Below are 20,309 nucleotides of genomic sequence, written 5' to 3'. Positions count from 1 at the left end.
CAAAAAGAGCCTGTCAACTTTTTCATTGACAGACTCCCATTTCTTTTTCTCAACAATATAATTCTACTTTAAACAGTCTTCCTCCGTGATCTCGCGAATGACTCTGCATGGATTTCCGGCAGCCAGTACTCCCGATGGGATATCTCTCGTAACCACGCTTCCCGCTCCGATCACAGAACCGCTGCCAATCGTTACACCGCCACATACTGTTACATTTCCTGCCAGCCAACAGTTATCTCCGATCGTGATCGGCTTCGCATACTCCCGGTCTGTATACACGCCGTCTTCCCTCTTATAAATGTTACGCTCCTGAAAACGAAACGGATGCATCGGTGTCAGCAGAGAAACATTCGGTCCCATAAATACATTGCAGCCGATCTTAACAGGTGCACAGTCCAGACAGGTAAAATTAAAATTCGCATAACTGTTCTCGCCTATCTCGGTAAAGCAGCCGTAATCGAACTGAACCGGTCCCTGAAGATATACATTCTTACCCTTATTCGGAATCAGCTCTGCCAGAATCTTCTCGCGTTTCTCATCCGTCTCAAAGCAGTCATTATACTCCTTACTCAACCGATGCGCATTCTGTCTTAATTGTATTAATTCATCATCAGATGGATCATAAACGAATCCTGCTATCATTTTTTCTCTTTCTGTCATCTTAATATGCCTCCGTATAAAAACATTGGAAACTTCTTATTCTATCTCAGCCCGTACCTCTTTTGTAATCGTTTCCCCGCCATTCTGATACCAATTCTCGACAAAACGATCAAATTCATCGAGTGAGCTCTCGCCGGTTACAATCTTTAGATAGGTGTCACTTTCCAGATTCTCAAGGCTCCACCAGTCTGTGACCATCGTTTCCGTTTCTCCAAAATATAACGACTCTACTTTGTTTGTCCTTCCATCGTTTAAGATCTTACAGGCTGTGATACGGGAAGCGTACGCCGCCCAATCTTCCGCACTGGCATTCTCCGCATCCTTCAGATAGGATTCGCATGCCTCATAATAGGAATATTCCAGTACGTTCAGATCATCTGCGGATTTGTCCCCCGCAAATACATGATTCAATTCTCCATAGCAGATCTGCAAAGCATTGTTGTAATCTACATTAATCGCAAACGGTCTGGCGGTAGGGTCTACATTTTCTTTATAATAATCGACAATCTCCTGATTGTCTCTGTCATTATACCGCAAATAGTCAAATAATACACTAACAATCTTACATGCAATCTCCGGATATTCATAACCCTTACGCACTACAATATACTTACTGGAAGGATTCTGTGTATGATAACTGGTAAGTCCGGATTCCTCTGTTGCGATCAGATAAGGCTGCCACTCGGCATCTTTATTCTGTTCCACTGCCTGCATCAGTGGATTATTCGGCGCCCACCAAGGGCCAAAGAAAGAACCGCATTGACCATCCACGATCAGCTCGATCAGGTTACTGCTCGTCCGCATCAGAAAATCCTGATCCAGAATTCCCTCTTTATACAACTCATGGATATGGGCAAGTGCCTCTTTCGCCTCCGGCTGAACCGAACCATAGACAACATTGCCGTCCTCATCATAAATCCACTGTTTCGGAAATGCACCATATGCAGCAAATATAATATCTAATGTGTATTCGCTGCTATAACCACAACCGCCGCAGAGACTGGTATCACATACAAGCCCTACGGTATTTCCTGCCCCATTATGTCCGGGATCTTTTTCTTTAAATTGTCTTATGATCTCTTCTACATCCGAGAGTGTTCTCGGTGCGGACAGCCCAAGTGCATCCATCCAATCCTTACGAAGCCAGATCAGATTCGGTCCGTCTGAGATATTCGTTTCCGGTATCGCCATGATCTTCCCGCCAAAGGTTACAACATCAAGGATATCCCGACCATAGCTTCCATATATATTCTTGATCGTATCGCTCATACAGTTATTATAGCTGTCTGTCAGATCTGCGATCATATCATTATCCACCAGATACTGAAGCTCATCCAGATCCTCCACGATCATCACATCCGGAAGATCATTCTGTGCGATCACCATGGTCACACTATCGGTATATTGCTCATCCATAGCCTCAAACACATCCTGGTTTTGAACATTTAGCCTTTCATTCAACAGCCTTGTATAAGCATTATTTTCATACGTCTCGCCATCCGGGAGATTGGAATTATTTGCTCCGGACAGCTTACCCAGTGTGTAGGTAAGCTGTTCCGGATATTTTCCGTAAGGTGTCGTGCGGGCTGTATATAACGCAGCTTCATATTCTTCTTTTGTCTCTGCATTCTCCCGGGTGGAGGGGGTAGCCCCGGAATCACCGCATCCACATAAGATCAATAAATTTATAATCAGCACACATGAAATAATCTTTTTTAAATACGAACCTGTAATCATATACATTCCTCTGTTTCAACCAAACTATAAGCAAATAATCATATGATCCCTTAACCTTTTACACCACCGGAGAAGCTCTCACGATAACACTTCTGCATAAACATGAACAGAATGATGATCGGAATTGAGATCAGCACCGCACCGGCTGCAAAGGAATTGAACCACGGATACACATATTCTTTCTCTAACATATTCCAAAGTCCGATAGATACGGTATAGTAATCCTTATTTGCACGGCAGATAACCTTTGCAAATACGAAATCAATCCAAGGAGCAAGAAAGGAATTCAGAACCGTATATACAATGATCGGACGGCTTAACGGAATAATGATCTTAGTAAACGACTGCCATCTGGTTGCTCCGTCCAGATAAGCTGCTTCCTCGATCGACTTCGGAATCGTATCAAAGAAGCCTTTTGCAATATAGAACTGTAAGCCTGCACCACCGGAATAAACCAGGATAAGTGCAACACGGATCAAGGATCCTTCTGACAGTCCGATCGCCTTTAAGATATAATAAACTGCGATCATAGCCATGAATCCCGGGAACATACCAAGGATCAATGCTACATTCATAAATGGGCGTCTCAGTCGGAAACGCATTCTCGACATACAGTATGACATCGCCAATACAAATACTGTAGATATTATACAGGAGAAGATCGCAATAATCAAAGTATTCATGAACATCTTCGGAAAATTCAGGATACCGGTATCTGTAAATAACTTTGTGTAATTGCCAAGAGTATACGCCTTTGGCAGCAATGTAGAAACATACTGTCCTTTTTCTCCACGGAAGCTGATCAGAACGATCCACAGAATCGGGATCACCCAGATCACGGAAAGAATTACCAGTATAATATGAACAACGATATCCGATGGTGTAAGCTTCTGTTTTCCATTTATTTTCTTACCTGTTTTAGTCATTACTGGAATCCCTCCTCGTCTTTATAAGATGTTGTATTATGATAAGTGATCAGAGATACGATCGCAAGAACGATAAATGTCATGATACCGATAACCGCACCCAGATTATAATACTGATTATCAACTGTCAGCTTGTAGAGCCAGGTAACCAGAAGATCGGTCTTTCCTGCTGTCTTTCCAACCGGAATCGGTGCTCCGTTTGACAGAAGATAGATTACATTAAAGTTATTAATATTACCTGCAAAGGTCGTGATCAGATACGGAGCTGTTACAAATAACATATATGGAAGTGTGATCTTAAAGAAGATCTTCACCGGTCCGGCTCCATCTACTTTTGCGGCCTCATAGATATCTTCCGGTATACTTTGTAAGATACCGGTCACCTGCATAATGGTAAACGGAATACCGATCCAGATATTGATCACGATAACCATGATACGGGCAATGGTTGCGTTGCTCCAGAACGGAATTGCATTGTCGATGATATGATGATTCAGTAATAAGGTATTTACGATACCATTCTGACTGAAGATCGTACGCATCAAAAGCAGGGATACAAACTGTGGAACGGCTGCGGATAACATGAAGATCGACCTCCACACACCCTTACATCTTGTTCCCTTTCGATTGATGACCATTGCAAGGATCATACCGAAGATATAGTTGGTAAATGTCGCAGCAACCGCCCATACTAGTGTCCACCCAAGAACAGACCAGAATGTACTTCCGACTGCGTCATTAAAATTCAAAATCTTGGCAAAGTTTTTCAGTCCTACCCAGTTAAACAATACTGTATGAGAATCCAGCTTACTGTAATTTGTAAATGCCATACAGATCATGAATACGAGCGGAAGGATCGTAAAAACAACAATCCCGAGTACCGGAAGTGGAAGCAGAAACATATGAAGGTTTTTATCAAATAAACTCTTAATATCATCTGTGAATCCCGGAACTTTCTTCCCTGCATCATGCAGGCACTGTGCACGATATGCGCTCTCGACACTGACTACCCAGAGGCATACAAATGCAAATATGATAAATACCGTGGCTACTCCATATAATAACATCAAAAGAGAATTGTCACCCTGTGTATATTCAAATATGCCTTTTGCATCATTCCACACCTTCTCCTGTTCTGCTCCTCCCAGATGGAAGAAATCGGTCAGAAGAGATGCACCGTTTTTTATCATGAAATAAATAAATATGCTTTCAAGTACCAGAAATGATACACCTTTTACAAACTGTTTTCTGACAATGTTTCCGAATCCCATGATCAGGAACGATAATCTGGTGATCCAGTCACCATTTCTCATGGCCTTGAAAACAGTATATGGATAATCACTTCGTCTTATTTTTTTCTTTTTGCTTACTGTCGCTTCAGCCATCCTGACACCTCCGTCTCAAAGTAAATGTTACGTTTTTGCGTTTCTTTCATAAGATAAAGTGTTCCACCACCCCTGTGGAAATGGAACACTTCGTCTTATGCTCTGTTTATTTTTACTCTGCTACATCTGTGTTCAATGATGTATTGAATGCTTCTGTCTGCTCAGCAGCATTATCATGTGTAACTTCACCATTCAAGAGTGCCTTACCAAAATTCTCTGCTGGTGTCCAGAAGTTACCCATCTTAGGTACGAACGGCTGGATCATAGATGTATTGTTGAAGGTATCGTTCTGAGCTGTTACTAATGCATCATTCTTTACCGTATCACTCTCTAAAAGATTTGTGTTACAAGGAACAATACTTCTTGCTTCATAATGTGACTGCTGTGATTCCTCGTTACCAAGGTACAGGGCAAGTGCTACTGCTACCTGTGGATATTCACAGTTTGGATTTACACCGATTGCCTTTGAACCGGCGAATGAAAGTAACTGCTTGTCAGATCCGCCGATCTTGGCTGTAGGCATAGCTGCGATTCCAAGATCGTCACCAAGTGCATCATGTAATGCCTTATAATCCCATGAACCGGAGAACATAGCTGCGATAGATCCATCTGTCATACCGGAAATACCAACACCGGATTCATCATTTACAAAATTCTTATTTGCTACAAGATCTACAAGGTAATCTGTAACAGCCTTTCCATTGTCTCCGCCAAAATTGATTCCTGCGTCGTTATCTGTACCATCACCGAATAATGTACATCCGTTTGCAAGATAGAATGCTGCATTATACCAGCCGTTTGTAAGAGGAAAAGCAACTTTTCCTTTTTCAAGCATTGTATCAAGGCTCTTTACATCGCTGTCTGAATATACTTTCTTGTTATAGTATAAAAACCATGTATTTGTTGTAAACGGAACACCATAGATTCCGCCATCTACTGTGATAGAATTCACAACTGCCTGTGAGTTTGTTGACTTTACATAGTCTGCTGTGCTTCCGCCTAACTCCGAGATTGCATTTGCATCGATCAGTGTCTGTAACTGGTCGTTTGCGAACATATATACATCTGCTGATGCGGATACATCCTGTGTTACGGTCTTTCCTGCATCTGCCTCGCTGCATGTACCATATTCAAATGAAAGATCCCAATTTGGATGTTCCTTATTAAATGCTTCACATCTTCCCTGAAGCCATTCACCATAATCCGGTGACTGATCCTCAGCAGGTCCCCATACTGTAATTGTTGCTTTAATGTTTTCTTCTTCTGCAGATGCATCAGTACTCTCTCCTGATGTTACCTCTGCATTTGATGCTGTTGTGGAATCCTTAGATGTATCATCCTTCTTATCTCCACATCCTGCGAGTAATGACATGCACATAGCTCCTGCCAGTGCAATTGCTGCATACTTTCTAAACTTCATAACCGTTCCTCCTTTAAATAAGTCATGTTTTTTGTTTGTTTTTTAATACTTTTGCAGTACCTTTACCTTATGACATTATTATAAAAAGGAACCGTTTCACCGTATATATCAATAATTTCAGAAACATGTTGGTTTTTTATGAATGTTTGATTTCTGCATGCAGTTCTTTTGGAAAATGGATCGTGACAGTCGTTCCCCTGCCAACTTCACTGTCGATACAAACCGCATATTCCGCGCCATAATACAGTTTGATACGTTCATTGACATTTCGCACACCATAGCCCTTCGAATCGGCAGTCAGTATCAGCTCCGCCTGTTCTTGGGTCATACCGACACCATTATCGGATACCGCAAACCGGATATCTTTATCGTCCTCTTTTCCACTGATCCGGATCTCTCCTCTGCCATCCTGTTTCAGATCTATGCCATGATGGATCGCATTCTCGAGGATCGGCTGTAAGATCAGGTTCAGTGTTTCATATTTTAAAATGGAATCATCGATATCATAGATAACATCGAAACTGTCATCGTGCATCGTAAGCTGGATATCCAGATATGCTTTGATGTTCGCGATCTCATCCCGGACAAGCAGGATATTCTTTCCCTTATTTAACGCTGTCCGGTAAAAGGTGGACAACGACAACGTGATACGACTGATATCCTCCTGGTCTGCCTCTAATGCTTTCCAGTTAATGATAGACAGGGAATTATACAGGAAATGCGGATTGATCTGCGCCTGCAACGCCCGCATCTCATATTCCTTTTCTTTGATCTTGCTTCGGTATACTTCATTGATCGTTGCATCCAGACGCTTCGTCATACTGTTATAACCATTGATCAGATCACCGATCTCATCCGTACTGTCATTCTCAATCTCCATACCAAGATTCCCGGTTTCCAGATTACGCATTTTCTTCTGAAGCTTACTGATACGTTTCGTTATGAACTCGGAAATTATACGGATACATGCGACTGCTGCGATCAGACTGACCAGGATTGCTGCTGCAGCAATTATTAAGATTGGCTGAATCGAAGAAATGATCAGTCGATCCGGCTTATAGATCCAGATCTTCCAGCCGGATGCCTTCGACTCCCGCTTAATAAACTGATAACCGGAATCCTTCTGCCCTACTGTTGCAAAGAACTGTTCCTCTGATAATTCATACGGCTGTTTTTCTTCTGTAAATACACTCTTTTTAAAGATGCAGTTACCTTCTGCATCCTCTATCACAACGCCATAATTATCAAATACCGTTTCGTTATTAAACGGCTGGAATACGCTGTCATAATCCACCCCTACATAGAGCAGACCCTTCGCCTTTTTCTGCTCCAGCATGGCCATGCGGTTTAACGAATACGCAGTCTTATCCTTCGCATTCACGATCCAGTGGATCTGGTTATCGTCAACTATTCCATAGTTCGTCTCTTCATTTTCAAGCGTGGTAATGGGGGCGATCGTACTGCCGTGCTTCACCTGACAGGCATCCGTGTAGATCGTTACCTGCTTTACATCATCATGAAAATACATAATAGAAGAAAGCAGGGGATCTATAACACTTGCCACCTGCTCATAATTCTGATATGTACTCTGATCTGAGCTTAAGATCTTCGCGATCGACTGATTATAGGATATATAATTAGAAAGATTGTTATAAATCTCTAACTCATTATCAAGCGCATCTGTCGTCTGTGTCAGATACGATTCCAGGATCATTGTCTCACGATCCCACAGGATCTTCTTCATCTCATGGTAGGTGATCGTCAGCGTGATCATGATCGGAAGAAACCCGGCAAGTATATAAATGACCAACAGCTTGCCGGATAATCGCAGATTCTGGAACCCTCTTTTTATCCTTTTATCTATTCGTTCTTTATGCATCCGCCTGTCCTCCGCTCTCTCTGAATTTCTGCGGACTCACGCCAAAGAACTCACGGAAGCTGGAACAGAAGTAAGACACATTCGGATATCCGCACGCCACACTGATATCTACGATCTTCGTCATGCTGTTCTCTAACATATCCTTTGCCTGTTCCATCCGGTATGCCTTGATGAATTTGCTTAGATTCTGTCCGGTTTCCTTCTTAAATACCGTACTTAGATAGCTCGGTGCGAGATGTACCATATCCGCCAGCATATCGATTCCAAGCTCGCTTCCATAGTTCCGGTAAATATACTGCTTCACCAGTTCTACTTCCCGATGCGCCATCTGTGTCTTTCCTGCAAAACAGGTTTCCAGTCTCCGGATCGCTTCTTCGACAAGCTCCGTCAACACCTGAAAATCTGTCGCCATATATAATTTCTCAATGTCTTTATTTAGCTCTGCTTCGTCAGTCTCATCAATGCTTCCGTAGATATCCTTCATCAGATTCGAGAACAGGAACTTGATATAGATTTGGGAGTACTCTGTCTTATGTCTGTACTTCTCACAGAATCTCTGGAAATGCTCCCGGAGTGCTTCCACATCCTTCATCTTGATATCCTGTTTCATCTGCTTCATAAAGGTATCATCATCGAACTGGATAATACCCGGAGTCTCGCCCTCCATGTTCGGATAAAATACATGAATCTCCGGATGGTAGAATTTGTTCTCCATCAGCACTTCGAGTTCTTCCATCTTATCTGCCACTTCGGACAGATCACCGATATCAGAGGATATCGCTATGTAACAGTCAGCATCATAATCGGCTTTGATGATCTTTACGATCTCATTTGTCTTACGGAGAATATTCATCTCATCCCCTAAGAATAAGATCTCCTGCTGCTGGTTCAGGTTCAGATATTGCAGGATTCCAATTGACTTTAAGTTCTCATTTTCTTTGAAATCCACTCCACGTCTGCCGAAGAAATCATGATTGAATTCCATCAAAAGCATATTCTTGAATTTACCCAGATCAAGCGATAATCCGCTGTATTCCTGTCTGAGCTTCGTAACATCCGTTCCGTTCAACAGCATATAGAGCGCATGCTCATATAAGAATTCCATGCTCTTATTCTTAAACTCGTCCGAAGCCTTTGCCTCTTCCAATTCATTTACAACCTTATTCAGGGTATTCTTGAATTCATTTGGATCGACCGGCTTTAGAATATAATCAACAACACCCAGCCGGATTGCTTTCTTTGCATAGTCGAATTCATTGCATCCGCTGAATATGACTGTGCGCAGCTTTTTCTTTTCCTTCACAACATGGTCGATCAGTTCGATTCCATCCATGAAAGGCATCTTTACATCTGTAAGCAGGATATCAAAATCTTCTTTTTCCAGCTTCTCCAGTGCATCCACACCATTTACCGCCTCTGCAATCTCAAATTCCAGATTCAGTTTTTTTAAAAGAAACCGGATACCGTTTCTTTCTATCTTCTCATCATCTACGATCAATATCTTGTACATATCTATCAACGCCTTTCTATGGTGGAAATATATATCTTATTTTAACACATTTTACAGCTTCCAGATATCTTTATTATATTCTGCGATCGTACGATCAGAGGAGAAGAAGCCTGCCTTGCTGATATTTACCAGAGTCTTCTCGGCCCAGCCCATACGATTTTCATAATCAGCAAGCACCTGTTCCTTTGTCTGAATGTAATCACAGACATCAAGAAGTGTCATAAACCAGTCTTTTACGATCAGCTCGTTATGAAGTCTGGTAAGAGCTTCCTTCTGACCGATCGCAAGCAGCTCATCACTTACGATAAAGTCTACCAGCTTCTTGATCTCCGGCTTCTCATAATACTCTCTTGCCACATAGTCTGCCTTTGCATAGTGCTCGATCACTTCTTCACTGGATTCACCAAAGAAATAAATATTATCCTCGCCCACCAGTTCTCCGATCTCTACATTTGCACCGTCACGGGTTCCAAGAGTAACCGCACCGTTTAGCATGAACTTCATATTTCCTGTTCCGGATGCTTCCTTGGATGCCAGTGAGATCTGCTCTGAGATATCGCATGCCGGAATGATCTTTGCTGCTTTTGATACATTATAATTCTCGATCATGACAACTTTCAAGTACGGACTTACCTCAGGATCATTGTCGATCAGCTCCCGCAGACAGAGGATCAGATGAATGATGTCCTTTGCGATCGTATAAGCAGGTGCAGCCTTTGCTCCAAATATAACTGTGATCGGAGTCTCAGGCAGATGTCCCTTCTTGATCTCAAAATATTTGTAGATCACCCAGAGGGCGTTCATCTGCTGACGCTTGTATTCATGCAGTCTCTTGACCTGGATATCAAAGATCGAATTCTCGTTGATCTCGATTCCCTGTGTCTCTTTCAGGTAGTCCTTTAAGACTGCCTTATTGCTCTGCTTGATCGCAAGGATCTCTTCTAATACGTTCTTATCCTTATAGTAAGAAGCCAGCTCCTGTAACTTATCGGCATCCTTCTTGTAATCCGGTCCGATCAGCTCTGTGATGTAGGCTGCCAGCTTTTCATTGCAGTGTAACAACCATCTTCTGAATGTGATACCATTTGTCTTATTGTTGAATTTCTCAGGATAGATCTCATAAAATGGATGCAGCTCTGAATTCTTCAGAATCTCGGTATGAAGATAAGCAACACCATTTACACTGTGGCTGTAATGCATATCGATATGTGCCATATGCACACGGGAATCACCATCTATGATATAAACACGCTCATCCTTATAACGGTTTCTGACCTTTTTATCCAGCATGCGGATCACAGGCATAAGCTGTGGAACGACCTTCTCCAGATAAGCAACCGGCCATTTCTCCAATGCTTCTGCAAGGATCGTATGATTGGTGTAAGCACATACATCGGTTACGATCTCTGTTGCTTCATCAAAGGAGATACCCTCTTCCATCAACAGACGGATCAACTCAGGGATCACCATAGACGGATGTGTATCATTGATCTGAATGGCTGCATAATCTGCAAGATCATGAAGATTTGAACCTTTCTCCTTTGCCTCTGCAAGGATCAGCTTTGCACCATTTGCAACCATGAAATACTGCTGATAGATACGAAGTAAGTTGCCGGCTTCGTCACTGTCATCCGGATAGAGACAGAGTGTCAGGTTCTTCTTGATATCTGTCTTATCAAAGCTAATGCCATCCGGCTCCATGATGCTCTCATCCACGCTCTCAATATCAAATAAATGCAGCTTATTTGTGCGGTTCTCATAACCTGTCACATCGATGTCATACATTCTGGACTGTACGGTACAGTTTCCAAACCGGATCGTGTTGCTTACATCGGTCTTTGTCAGCCAACTGTCTGCCTCGATCCATGGATTTGCAGTCTCCTTCTGGTAGTTATTCTCAAATACCTGCTTGAACAGACCCATATGGTAATTTAACCCGATACCATCTCCCGGAAGTCCGAGTGTTGCCATCGAATCAAGGAAGCAGGCTGCCAGTCGTCCAAGTCCGCCATTTCCAAGGGATGGTTCCGGCTCTACTTCTTCGATATCATAGATGCTCTTGCCGTTTTCTGCCAGCACCTGTTTTACTTCATCAAAGATTCCAAGATTGATCAGGTTATTGGATAACAGCTTACCGATCAGGAACTCTGCTGATATATAGTAAACCTTTTTCTTACCATCTTCTGTAACCTTGTCTTCTGCTAATTCCTTTGTCATATCAAGCAGCGCAAAATAGATCTCCTCATTGCTGCATTCCTTGATCGTTTTATTATATTTCTTCTTACAAATCTCTGTTAACATTATATCCTCCTTACAAAAATACTGTTTCACAGCATTTCTTCCATATACTCTTGTTAATTCCCTTAATCTGTCTCTGATCTCGTCTGTAAATTCGCCCTTCTTCATCCGCCAGCGCCAGTTTGTACCGATCGTAGATGGAAGATTCATCCGTGCTTCGTTATCCTTTCCAAGCAGATCCTGCATCTGAACGATAACTGTATCGGCAGGGCTCATATATAATACCTGCATCATCTTCTCCGGGATCTCCTGCTCATTTGCCGCTCCCAGATATTTCATCATAAATGTAAGATTGTCCTTTGATGCATTCTCGATATATCCTTTTAATGTGTCATTATCGTGTGTTCCGATATAGACAACGTAATTCTTTTCGTGATTATGCGCTGCATGTTCATTCTCCGCATTTCCGTCAAATCCAAACTGTAAGATCTTCATTCCCGGATATCCGGATTCCTTCACCAGCTTCTGTACCTCCGGCACAACGACTCCCAGATCTTCTGCGATCACCTTTGCATTTCCTCTGGCACTGTCGATCGCATCTACAAGCTTCTTTCCGGGTCCTTCCAGATAGAAGCCATTCTTCGGCTCTCCGTCTGCCGGAATATTATAGTACCGTACAACCCCTATGAAATGATCGATACGGATCACATCATAGAGACTGGCTGATTTACGGATCCGGTTCTTCCACCAAGAGAACCCATCCTGCTCCATTCGATCCCAGTCATACAAAGGATTGCCCCATTTCTGACCGTAATCGGAGAATGCATCCGGTGGACAACCGGCTACACACACAGGCTGTAGATCATGATCTAACTGAAATTGTTCTGTATTTGCCCATACATCTGCACTGTCCAGTGCTACATAGATTGGAATGTCGCCGATCAGACTGATACCATGACGGTTGGCGTAAGATTTGAGTGTCTTCCACTGCTCATCGAATTTGAACTGAAGGAACATATAGAATCCGATCTCGTCGTGTAACTGTTCCCCGCACTTACGAAGTGCTGTTTCTTCTCTCTTTAAAACCGGTTCTTCCCAGCTTAACCATTCTTTATTCCCATGGTCTGCCTTGACCGCCATATAAAGGGCGTAATCCGGAAGCCAGCTTTCATTTTCCGTAAGAAATTCTGCATACTGCCTTGATGTCTCATGCTTCGATCTGCCATATGCTTTTCTCAATACCTCAAACCTTTGTCTGTACAGACGGGCGTAATCAATGTCATCCGGCTGATCGTACCAGCTATATGCATCTACCTCCTCCTGTGTCAGTAAACCTTCATGAATCAGAATGTCGAAATCGATAAAATAAGGATTGCCTGCAAATGCTGAAAATGACTGATACGGACTGTCACCAAAGCTGGTTGGTCCGATTGGAAGCACCTGCCAGTAACGCTGGCCTGCCTCCTTCAACCTGTCAACAAATTCATATGCCTCTTTCCCCAGAGATCCGATTCCATATGGGGATGGGAGACTGCTGATCGGCAGGAGGATTCCTGCACCACGCTCTAACGCTTTCTTCATATCTGATACCTCTTTATTAAATTTTCTATTGAACAGCTATCCAGTTGCCTGCATTTAATAAAGGTAAAGGTAAGGTAAAGGTCTTATATACGGAATGTCTGTTCTGGTTTGTATTCTAGTATCTTTTTTCTGTTCTTTCTTGCATAATAAGAGCATTTTATGATACTATTCTATCATGTTTGATTTTATCAAGATTCATTTAATGTTACATGGAGTGGATACGGTCATACATCTCCACCTGTTTGTCAGGAATAAAATAGCAGAAAAGGCAGGAAAGAGAGGTTATATATGAACAGCTTAGAATATGAAAATTACATGGAGACCAAAGCGCATGTGGATCCACTGTTTCCTTACAATACCTATCTGTGCTCCATACCACTGGACTTCAATGCTGTCCCACTTCACTGGCATCCCTATATGGAGATCATATATATCAAAAAGGGGAAAGGAAATGTAACGCTGGATTTCACGACGCACTATGTAGAGGAAGGGGATATCATTCTGATCCTGCCGGGCAGGATCCACGGCATCTCCCAGTATGCCTCCTATTCAATGGAATATGAGAATATCATCTTTTCAGTTGACCTGTTCCAATCCAGAAACCACGATACTCTGGACAGTGAGTTTTTTCTGCCTCTGCTCTCTGATGAACTAAATATCAAAAGCATCTATGATCGCGACGATCCTTTATATGAAGCCCTGTCCTCCTGCCTGAACCGGGTGGATGTGCTCTGCTCATCTACTCCAAAAGGATACCGGCTTGCTCTAAAAAGCTGTTATTTTGAATTCTTCTATACCCTGTATGCCCATGCAGAGCAAAAGGCAGAGACCTCAGACCGGAAGAATCATGCAAAGAATCTGGATCGTACCAAAGCGATCTTGTCTTATATCGACCGAAACTACAAAGAAGCAATATCCATTGCGGACATTGCTTCTTACTGTGGATTCTCTGAATCCCATTTTATGCGTTTTTTTAAGAATACGATGGGTGTATCCTTTACCACCTATCTGTGTGACTTCCGGTTAAATATCGCAGCCAGACTTCTTGTCACAACCGATGACAGCATCCTGTCCATCGCAGAAAGCTGCGGTTTCTTTAACCTGTCCTACTTCAACCGGAGCTTCAAGAAGAAATATGGCATCACTCCGGGAGCATACCGGAAGCGGTAGTAAACCGTTTCCCTGCATTGTTTATTTTATCTTAAATGATACATACTTGTTGCTATATCCAACATACAGACGGTACTGACCTTTCTCTAACTTTGAAAGATCATACCGGCCTGCCAGATTGAATGTCCAATACTTGCAGCTATGTGCCGGAAGAACATATCCCTCTGATATCGTTATATTCTTTTCGTCTACCTTCTTCCATTTGCCATTTTCATATTTTCTGAGTTCTCTCATATTGCTGAATGTACGTTCTTTATTTGTTCCATTGTACAATACATAAGTAACTACCATATACTCCGGATCAAATTCAACAAGTTCTGTTTTCACAGCTTTTCCCTTGTATGCAGAGGTTGATTTCACAACCTTGATCTTCAGCTTATAAACAACCGTTTCTGATGATGTTCTGTACTTTGCCTGTAAAACTACAGAACCTGCCTTCTTGCCTGTTTTAATCTGCATACCATTCTTCGTTTTTACAACCTTGGCAATTTTCTTATCGGATACTTTCCAGTCTGCCTTCCGAAGCTTATTTGATACACCATATACAGCATGCAGGTTATCAAAACTTACCTTTGTGTTTGTACCCATCCATAATTTCCATGCATGTGTTGTAACACCTCCATGCACATTATTTCCGCACAATACTGCCTCTGTTGTCTGTTCCGCAGCCTGTACTCCATCATTCGTTTTGATACCTGCTGCATTGCTATTGATACCTGTTGTTACCACCATGGCAAAAACTAACAAGATACCAGTTAAAGTTTTTAATACATTTTTCATTTGATTTCCTCCTTCATATTGGGTTCTTTTTTATATACTATACTGTATGCCGACTCCGCCAACAACCCTCCTTTGCATAAAATGGCAAAATATTGCAGAAAACGGACAAATTCAACTTCGTTTATACAAAATTGCTCCCTATTCCCTGCCAAATACATCTTTTTTCCGGACAATGATATAGCCGATCACCCACAAAGCAATGATCCAAATGGTCAGATACAATAATCCAAACCTGACAGACAGTGCATCTGCTCCATCACTACTGAAAAAACGGGTGATCATAGCATATCCATGCGGAAGATAACGACTGCCATAATAACTGCTTACGACCAACATCATAAATACAACAACCATACCTGCTGAACTGCTGTACTGTACTGTAAGTATCATCTGAAGAAGAGACTGTATGATTCCAACCATTAATGGTAAAACAAGCAGATTCACAAGCAGATCTGATGCCCCGACTCCTATAAAATCTGTTCCGTATATCATGTTAGCCAATGTTATATGATCCCTGAATGATATCTCTCCATACCGTGCCCACGCATACGCAAGTGTTCCAAGCCATGCACATGCAAAATACAGAAGATTCACACAAATACACCAGACACATTTCGAGCACCACCAGATTGAACGTTTCCTGCTCTTAACCATCATATACATACCAAATCCATGCATATCCTGCCGGATATAATCTCCAACACAGAACATCAGACACAGATACAGCATAAACCACGTCATTGGAACCTCAAATGAATTATTGCTTCCTTTTGTAAATACAAAAGGACTCTGTCCCTGAAACAGATTCAAACCATATTCCCATATTGACAGGTTCTGTCCATACCACTGCTGGAAGTACTCGCCAGCTTGATCGACCATCCCACAGGCGATCGCACCAATCAGCACAGCCAGAATATATCGTCCAATATATTTTACCAGCCCCTGCCGGATATCATGTTGAAAAAACTTAACGATCATTCTCCGTCTCCTTTATAAGCCTTCCCTCTGACATATAAATTTTCTCATCTGCTAGATAATCCATTTCAGATTTATCATGACTGGCAACGATAATGATACGGTTTTCAGCCGAAAGCCCACGAATAATTGCACGGATCTCCTGCACTCCATCTGTATCGATCGCATTGATCGGTTCATCTAACAAGATCAGTTCCGGACTTCCCATGATCGCTGCTGCGATTCCAAGACGCTGCCGCATACCAAGTGAATACTTGTAAAATTTTCTCTTATCATCCGGATCCAGTCCCACCTGTTCCAGCACCCGGCGTACTTCTGCCTTATCGACATTTTTCTGAAGACCAGCCAACATCTCCAGATTCTGTTTCCCTGTATAATCATTTAGAAATGATGGATTCTCAATCAACATACCAACACTTTCCGGAAATGAAATATCTTTACCAAGCACTTTATCCTTGATCCGTATAGTTCCGGAACTTGGATAGATCAGGCCTGCTATTAAACGCATCAGCATAGTCTTGCCACATCCATTCTTCCCGCATAAGCCGTAGATCCTGCCACCAGAAAATGTATAATTAATATCATCCAGTACGATAGTTCCCTTTATCACTTTTTTCAAATTAGTAATTTCTATTTTCATTCCATTGCTCCAGTTCTTAATACATCTTTTTTATAGTTACTTGCAGCAAACAGCACTATAAGGATCAGAAACATTCCTGACATTGATAAGAACAGAGAATGCCAGGTAAGCTTCATGCCTTGTTGTGCAGGATTTGGGATCAGACTGATATTATATGCATTTATATCCGGGATCAGATTGTGGATTCCATAATACATACAGCAGTTAAACATCAGTGGCAGGATCATCAATACAAACCGGTTGTAACAGAATTGTGTGATTGCCAGCGCCATCAGTGCAAATAAACCGCCATAGATAAAATCTATAAAAATATACCATGCTGCATACAACGCCGGTGCTTCATACACAATGTCACCCAGAAGTGCCCGTCCCGGCACAACCGACTGTAATGCCATTGGGTCTGTTCCAATAATCGGCATAAAACAGGCAATCGACAGAAAATTAACAAGCAATGGTATTGCTATCACACATCCTCCACTTACAAATGCTGCAATTCCTCTGGCTGTCAGATACCTGCGTCGTCCACATCGTATGATCATCTGCCCGGCATACCCATTGTTCCATTCAGAAAACAACTGGCTTCCATATGGAAGTACTGCCAGAAATGGCAGCAACAGATAGAATAGCTGATTGCAGGGCGACAGCAGCTCCGTTCCTAACCATCCATCCAGAACACCGATCTCATACCAGTATCCATATTCCTTATCCATTTCCCCCAATTCCGTAACCTTTTCGTATTCAACATTATTCGGAGCGTACACATTTCTGTAAATCCACACTGTATGGTACAGACTGATCAACAATCCAACCATCAGTGCAATATAAAACCCCTTTGTCCGGAACGCTTTCTTTAATTCCAAGCTTACAACCTGTCTCACTGTTCTCCCTCCATTTCAATATCTGTGATCTGTAATCTGTTTTTCACCGGATATGTTCCGAGAACCATCTCATATATCACCTGATTATTCTCCACCTGTTCCCATTGTTCCTTTGTCAGGTTCGCCTTATATATTTCATAAGGAATATAAAGGGTATCCCCCGATACAAATGTTCCATCCGATAATGACGGATTCAGATCACTGAAAAAGAATGGATCAAATTGATTAAATACATGGAAATACTGAATTGAAGGCATCGTTTCCAGCACATTCTGGTCCTGAATCTTCTCCACTGTATATGCGACCATCAATAACTTCGTATTTTCTCCTGTAAGCTGCGATTCCTGATAACTCTGATATTCTGGATGTTCTTTGAAATAATCCTCATAATTCCATAAAACAGCGTCTTTGATCTGATAAGTTAATCCTCTGTATGTCAGATTTTCTCCCTGTGCGATCACATTCTGTTCCGGCAGTCTGGCATGTGCAGTTACATAACAGATCCGGGCTCCAATTATTAAAAACACAGCAATTGCCAATACAATACCTGCTATTTTCTTCTTTTTATTCACTTCGTCCTTTTTCCTTTCATCCTGGCAGATATCTGATTTATTACCTGCATAAATAAATGAATAAAGATGGTCTCCTGTCCCCCGCAGAAAACCATCTCTTTCATAATGCTATGAGTCAATCCTGGTAAAGATATGCTTTGTATTCTTGTTCACATTAAATGCTGCTCAGTCGTTATATATTCTCCATAAATTCATGACAATAGGTAGATAGATTTAACTGAATAATTAAATTATTAGCTTCATGAGCAACAATTTTTCCAGTTGAAATAGGAATCTAGTTAACATCCTTTTACAAACTGTCCATAACTTTTTCACCTTTTAATTCTCGTTGAAAATATATTTTAGAATATTTTTCTTCTATTTCAATACTGTATATGATCCAGCACAATCTGGACTCCATACACCTTTTGCTACACCTGACCCCGAAAGTGACTTAAAACCTAGCTTGGCATAAGAATACTTTAATTCATTTACATAGTTAGTCATTGCATACTTTCCCATTCCATTTATACCATAAAAACGTTTCCTGTCTCCATCCAATCTACCCGCAGGATATTTCTTTGCACTATCGCCAGTGCATCCATAAACCCCTACTGAAATTGCACTAAGACCAGACCCATACGTTAGACTCCAGTAGATATAAATTTTTGAATTAGTATCCTTTCTCCTTTTATTGGTATATTTTACCTGCGTAGAATTTTCATCTAGCACGGCCTCCCATTTTGTATCCGATGTATTAGCTGCACTTGATACTGACTCCGATATTCCCATACCAGTTAAAACAAGCATACCAGCAATTGTAGCAAGAATTATTTTGTTACCAATTCTTTTTTTGATCATTATTTTATTCTCCTCCTGATTGTATAAACTATGAAAAACTTTTTACATGTTTTCCACGCTGCCACGATACCAGTCAAAGCCACATACAAGCATAAACTTCAACTTATAATTCATGTAACATTAAGAAGCGAGAAGGTTAATCGTCATCTCCCCCTCATACCCTATACAGTTTTGCTTTATCTATATATTAATAACACAAAGTGTATATGTCAATAGTATTTTAGTTTTTCTGTATATTTACAAAATAAATGATATATGTTATATTAAAACCTTGAAATTGAGGTGTTCTAATGGATCGAAAAAGCAACTTTCGACGTGGATCCGTCGAACTAATGGTCTTACATCTGTTAAGCTTACGGGATTACTATGGATATGAGCTGACACAGATCATAAGACAGGAAACGAATGGCGTCATTGATATTCCGATTGGTTCATTATACCCGGCATTATACAAATTAATTGATGCCGGATATATCTCTGATCATAAGGAACAAGTGGGAAAAAGAATGATTCGTATATACTATCACTTAGAGGATAGCGGGAAAACACGATTAGATCTTTTGTTACATGATTACTACCAGACCAATCAGGCAATTCAGGACATTTTAAGATTTAATGGAGATGAACAAACAGATGAACACGAAGAAAAAAGGGGAAATTAACAGGTATATGCGCAAAGTGCGCCATCTGTTGCCTACCATGCACAAAGCAGAACGTAAATTTATCACCAACTTACGCCAGGATATAGAAGAAATGGCTCAGACCAGATCTTCTATATCCTATGAGGCGTTAGTAACTGAATTTGGTGACCCACATGAACTTGTAAACAATTATATTTCTGAAAAAGACATTGATACAATTCGAAAAGAATTACATATTTCACATTATATTAAATCACTTGTTATCACAGGCATTCTTGCGATTTTACTGGTAACCGGATTCAAGATGTTTCTTGCTCATCTGGACTATCTGCATGCTCAGGAAAGCCAAATTGCATATGACACCACAGTAATAGAAGAATTGGAAACATCCTCAGCAGAAGAAGCACTAGAACCATCTGATATATATGATGATACAACAGCAAATGAAGAGGAACATTAATCCAACTCTGTCATGTT

The 20,309-nt window shown here is 41.4% G+C and carries 17 protein-coding genes and 1 pseudogene; 3 read left to right on the top strand and 15 right to left on the bottom strand.

Features of this window, described 5'->3' with window-relative positions:
- Positions 1-63: 63 nt before the first annotated feature.
- The 9 genes and pseudogenes from DWW85_RS00395 to malQ form a co-directional block, all read right to left on the bottom strand.
- Positions 64-660, bottom strand: coding sequence for a sugar O-acetyltransferase (locus tag DWW85_RS00395; RefSeq protein WP_117807140.1), 597 nt, complete (start codon positions 658-660; stop codon positions 64-66).
- 36 nt (positions 661-696) lie between these two features.
- Positions 697-2,358: an extracellular solute-binding protein gene (locus DWW85_RS00390; protein WP_242995963.1), complete on the bottom strand. Its 1,662-nt coding sequence runs from the start codon at positions 2,356-2,358 to the stop codon at positions 697-699.
- 89 nt (positions 2,359-2,447) lie between these two features.
- Positions 2,448-3,323 carry a sugar ABC transporter permease gene (locus DWW85_RS00385; protein ID WP_008399798.1) on the bottom strand — a complete coding sequence of 292 codons (876 nt, stop codon included), beginning with the start codon at positions 3,321-3,323 and terminating at the stop codon, positions 2,448-2,450.
- Positions 3,323-4,708: a sugar ABC transporter permease gene (locus DWW85_RS00380; protein WP_117807138.1), complete on the bottom strand. Its 1,386-nt coding sequence runs from the start codon at positions 4,706-4,708 to the stop codon at positions 3,323-3,325. Before DWW85_RS00380 ends, DWW85_RS00385 begins: the two co-directional genes overlap by 1 nt.
- Positions 4,709-4,820: 112 nt before the next feature.
- A complete protein-coding gene (locus DWW85_RS00375; protein WP_117807137.1) occupies positions 4,821-6,128 on the bottom strand; it encodes an extracellular solute-binding protein in 1,308 nt (435 codons plus the stop codon).
- A gap of 136 nt (positions 6,129-6,264) precedes the next feature.
- Complete coding sequence (locus DWW85_RS00370; RefSeq protein ID WP_117807136.1) at positions 6,265-8,007, bottom strand: sensor histidine kinase; 1,743 nt, start codon at positions 8,005-8,007, stop codon at positions 6,265-6,267.
- A complete protein-coding gene (locus DWW85_RS00365) occupies positions 8,000-9,517 on the bottom strand; it encodes a response regulator (protein ID WP_117807135.1) in 1,518 nt (505 codons plus the stop codon). Before DWW85_RS00365 ends, DWW85_RS00370 begins: the two co-directional genes overlap by 8 nt.
- Before the next feature lie 51 nt (positions 9,518-9,568).
- Positions 9,569-11,818 carry a glycogen/starch/alpha-glucan phosphorylase gene (locus DWW85_RS12830; RefSeq protein WP_242995996.1) on the bottom strand — a complete coding sequence of 750 codons (2,250 nt, stop codon included), beginning with the start codon at positions 11,816-11,818 and terminating at the stop codon, positions 9,569-9,571.
- Positions 11,819-11,866: 48 nt separating this feature from the next.
- A pseudogene (gene malQ, locus DWW85_RS12825) lies at positions 11,867-13,336 on the bottom strand (4-alpha-glucanotransferase); the annotation flags it as partial.
- A gap of 288 nt (positions 13,337-13,624) precedes the next feature.
- Between malQ and DWW85_RS00355 the strand changes: the two are divergent.
- Entirely contained in the window at positions 13,625-14,506 is an 882-nt protein-coding gene (locus DWW85_RS00355; RefSeq protein WP_117807133.1) for an AraC family transcriptional regulator, read from the top strand.
- 21 nt (positions 14,507-14,527) lie between these two features.
- Here DWW85_RS00355 and DWW85_RS00350 read toward each other — a convergent pair whose 3' ends face one another.
- From DWW85_RS00350 to DWW85_RS00325, 6 genes are all read right to left on the bottom strand, one after another.
- Positions 14,528-15,286 carry an immunoglobulin-like domain-containing protein gene (locus DWW85_RS00350; RefSeq protein ID WP_117807132.1) on the bottom strand — a complete coding sequence of 253 codons (759 nt, stop codon included), beginning with the start codon at positions 15,284-15,286 and terminating at the stop codon, positions 14,528-14,530.
- A 138-nt stretch (positions 15,287-15,424) separates the two neighbouring features.
- On the bottom strand, positions 15,425-16,264 hold the full coding sequence (locus tag DWW85_RS00345) for a hypothetical protein (protein ID WP_117807131.1): 840 nt from the start codon (positions 16,262-16,264) through the stop codon (positions 15,425-15,427).
- On the bottom strand, positions 16,254-16,901 hold the full coding sequence (locus DWW85_RS00340; protein ID WP_117785610.1) for an ATP-binding cassette domain-containing protein: 648 nt from the start codon (positions 16,899-16,901) through the stop codon (positions 16,254-16,256). Before DWW85_RS00340 ends, DWW85_RS00345 begins: the two co-directional genes overlap by 11 nt.
- Positions 16,898-17,779, bottom strand: coding sequence for a hypothetical protein (locus tag DWW85_RS00335; RefSeq protein ID WP_117785609.1), 882 nt, complete (start codon positions 17,777-17,779; stop codon positions 16,898-16,900). Before DWW85_RS00335 ends, DWW85_RS00340 begins: the two co-directional genes overlap by 4 nt.
- On the bottom strand, positions 17,776-18,351 hold the full coding sequence (locus DWW85_RS00330; RefSeq protein WP_117785608.1) for a hypothetical protein: 576 nt from the start codon (positions 18,349-18,351) through the stop codon (positions 17,776-17,778). Before DWW85_RS00330 ends, DWW85_RS00335 begins: the two co-directional genes overlap by 4 nt.
- A gap of 357 nt (positions 18,352-18,708) precedes the next feature.
- Positions 18,709-19,191, bottom strand: a complete 483-nt coding sequence (locus DWW85_RS00325; protein WP_117785607.1) for a hypothetical protein — start codon at positions 19,189-19,191, stop codon at positions 18,709-18,711.
- Between the two features lie 290 nt (positions 19,192-19,481).
- On the opposite strand from DWW85_RS00325, the gene DWW85_RS00320 reads away from it, so the two are divergent.
- Positions 19,482-19,853 carry a PadR family transcriptional regulator gene (locus DWW85_RS00320; RefSeq protein WP_117785606.1) on the top strand — a complete coding sequence of 124 codons (372 nt, stop codon included), beginning with the start codon at positions 19,482-19,484 and terminating at the stop codon, positions 19,851-19,853.
- On the top strand, positions 19,825-20,292 hold the full coding sequence (locus tag DWW85_RS00315; protein WP_117822167.1) for a DUF6120 family protein: 468 nt from the start codon (positions 19,825-19,827) through the stop codon (positions 20,290-20,292). The genes DWW85_RS00320 and DWW85_RS00315 overlap by 29 nt, the downstream gene beginning before the upstream one ends.
- The last annotated feature ends 17 nt before the right edge of the window (positions 20,293-20,309 follow it).

Source organism: Clostridium sp. AF17-21AC (assembly GCF_003461365.1).
In the GTDB taxonomy this organism is placed as follows: Bacteria; Bacillota; Clostridia; order Lachnospirales; family Lachnospiraceae; genus Coprococcus; species Coprococcus ammoniilyticus.
Note: the sequence above shows the minus strand (reverse complement) of the source record. Positions and strands in the feature narration are given on the sequence as shown.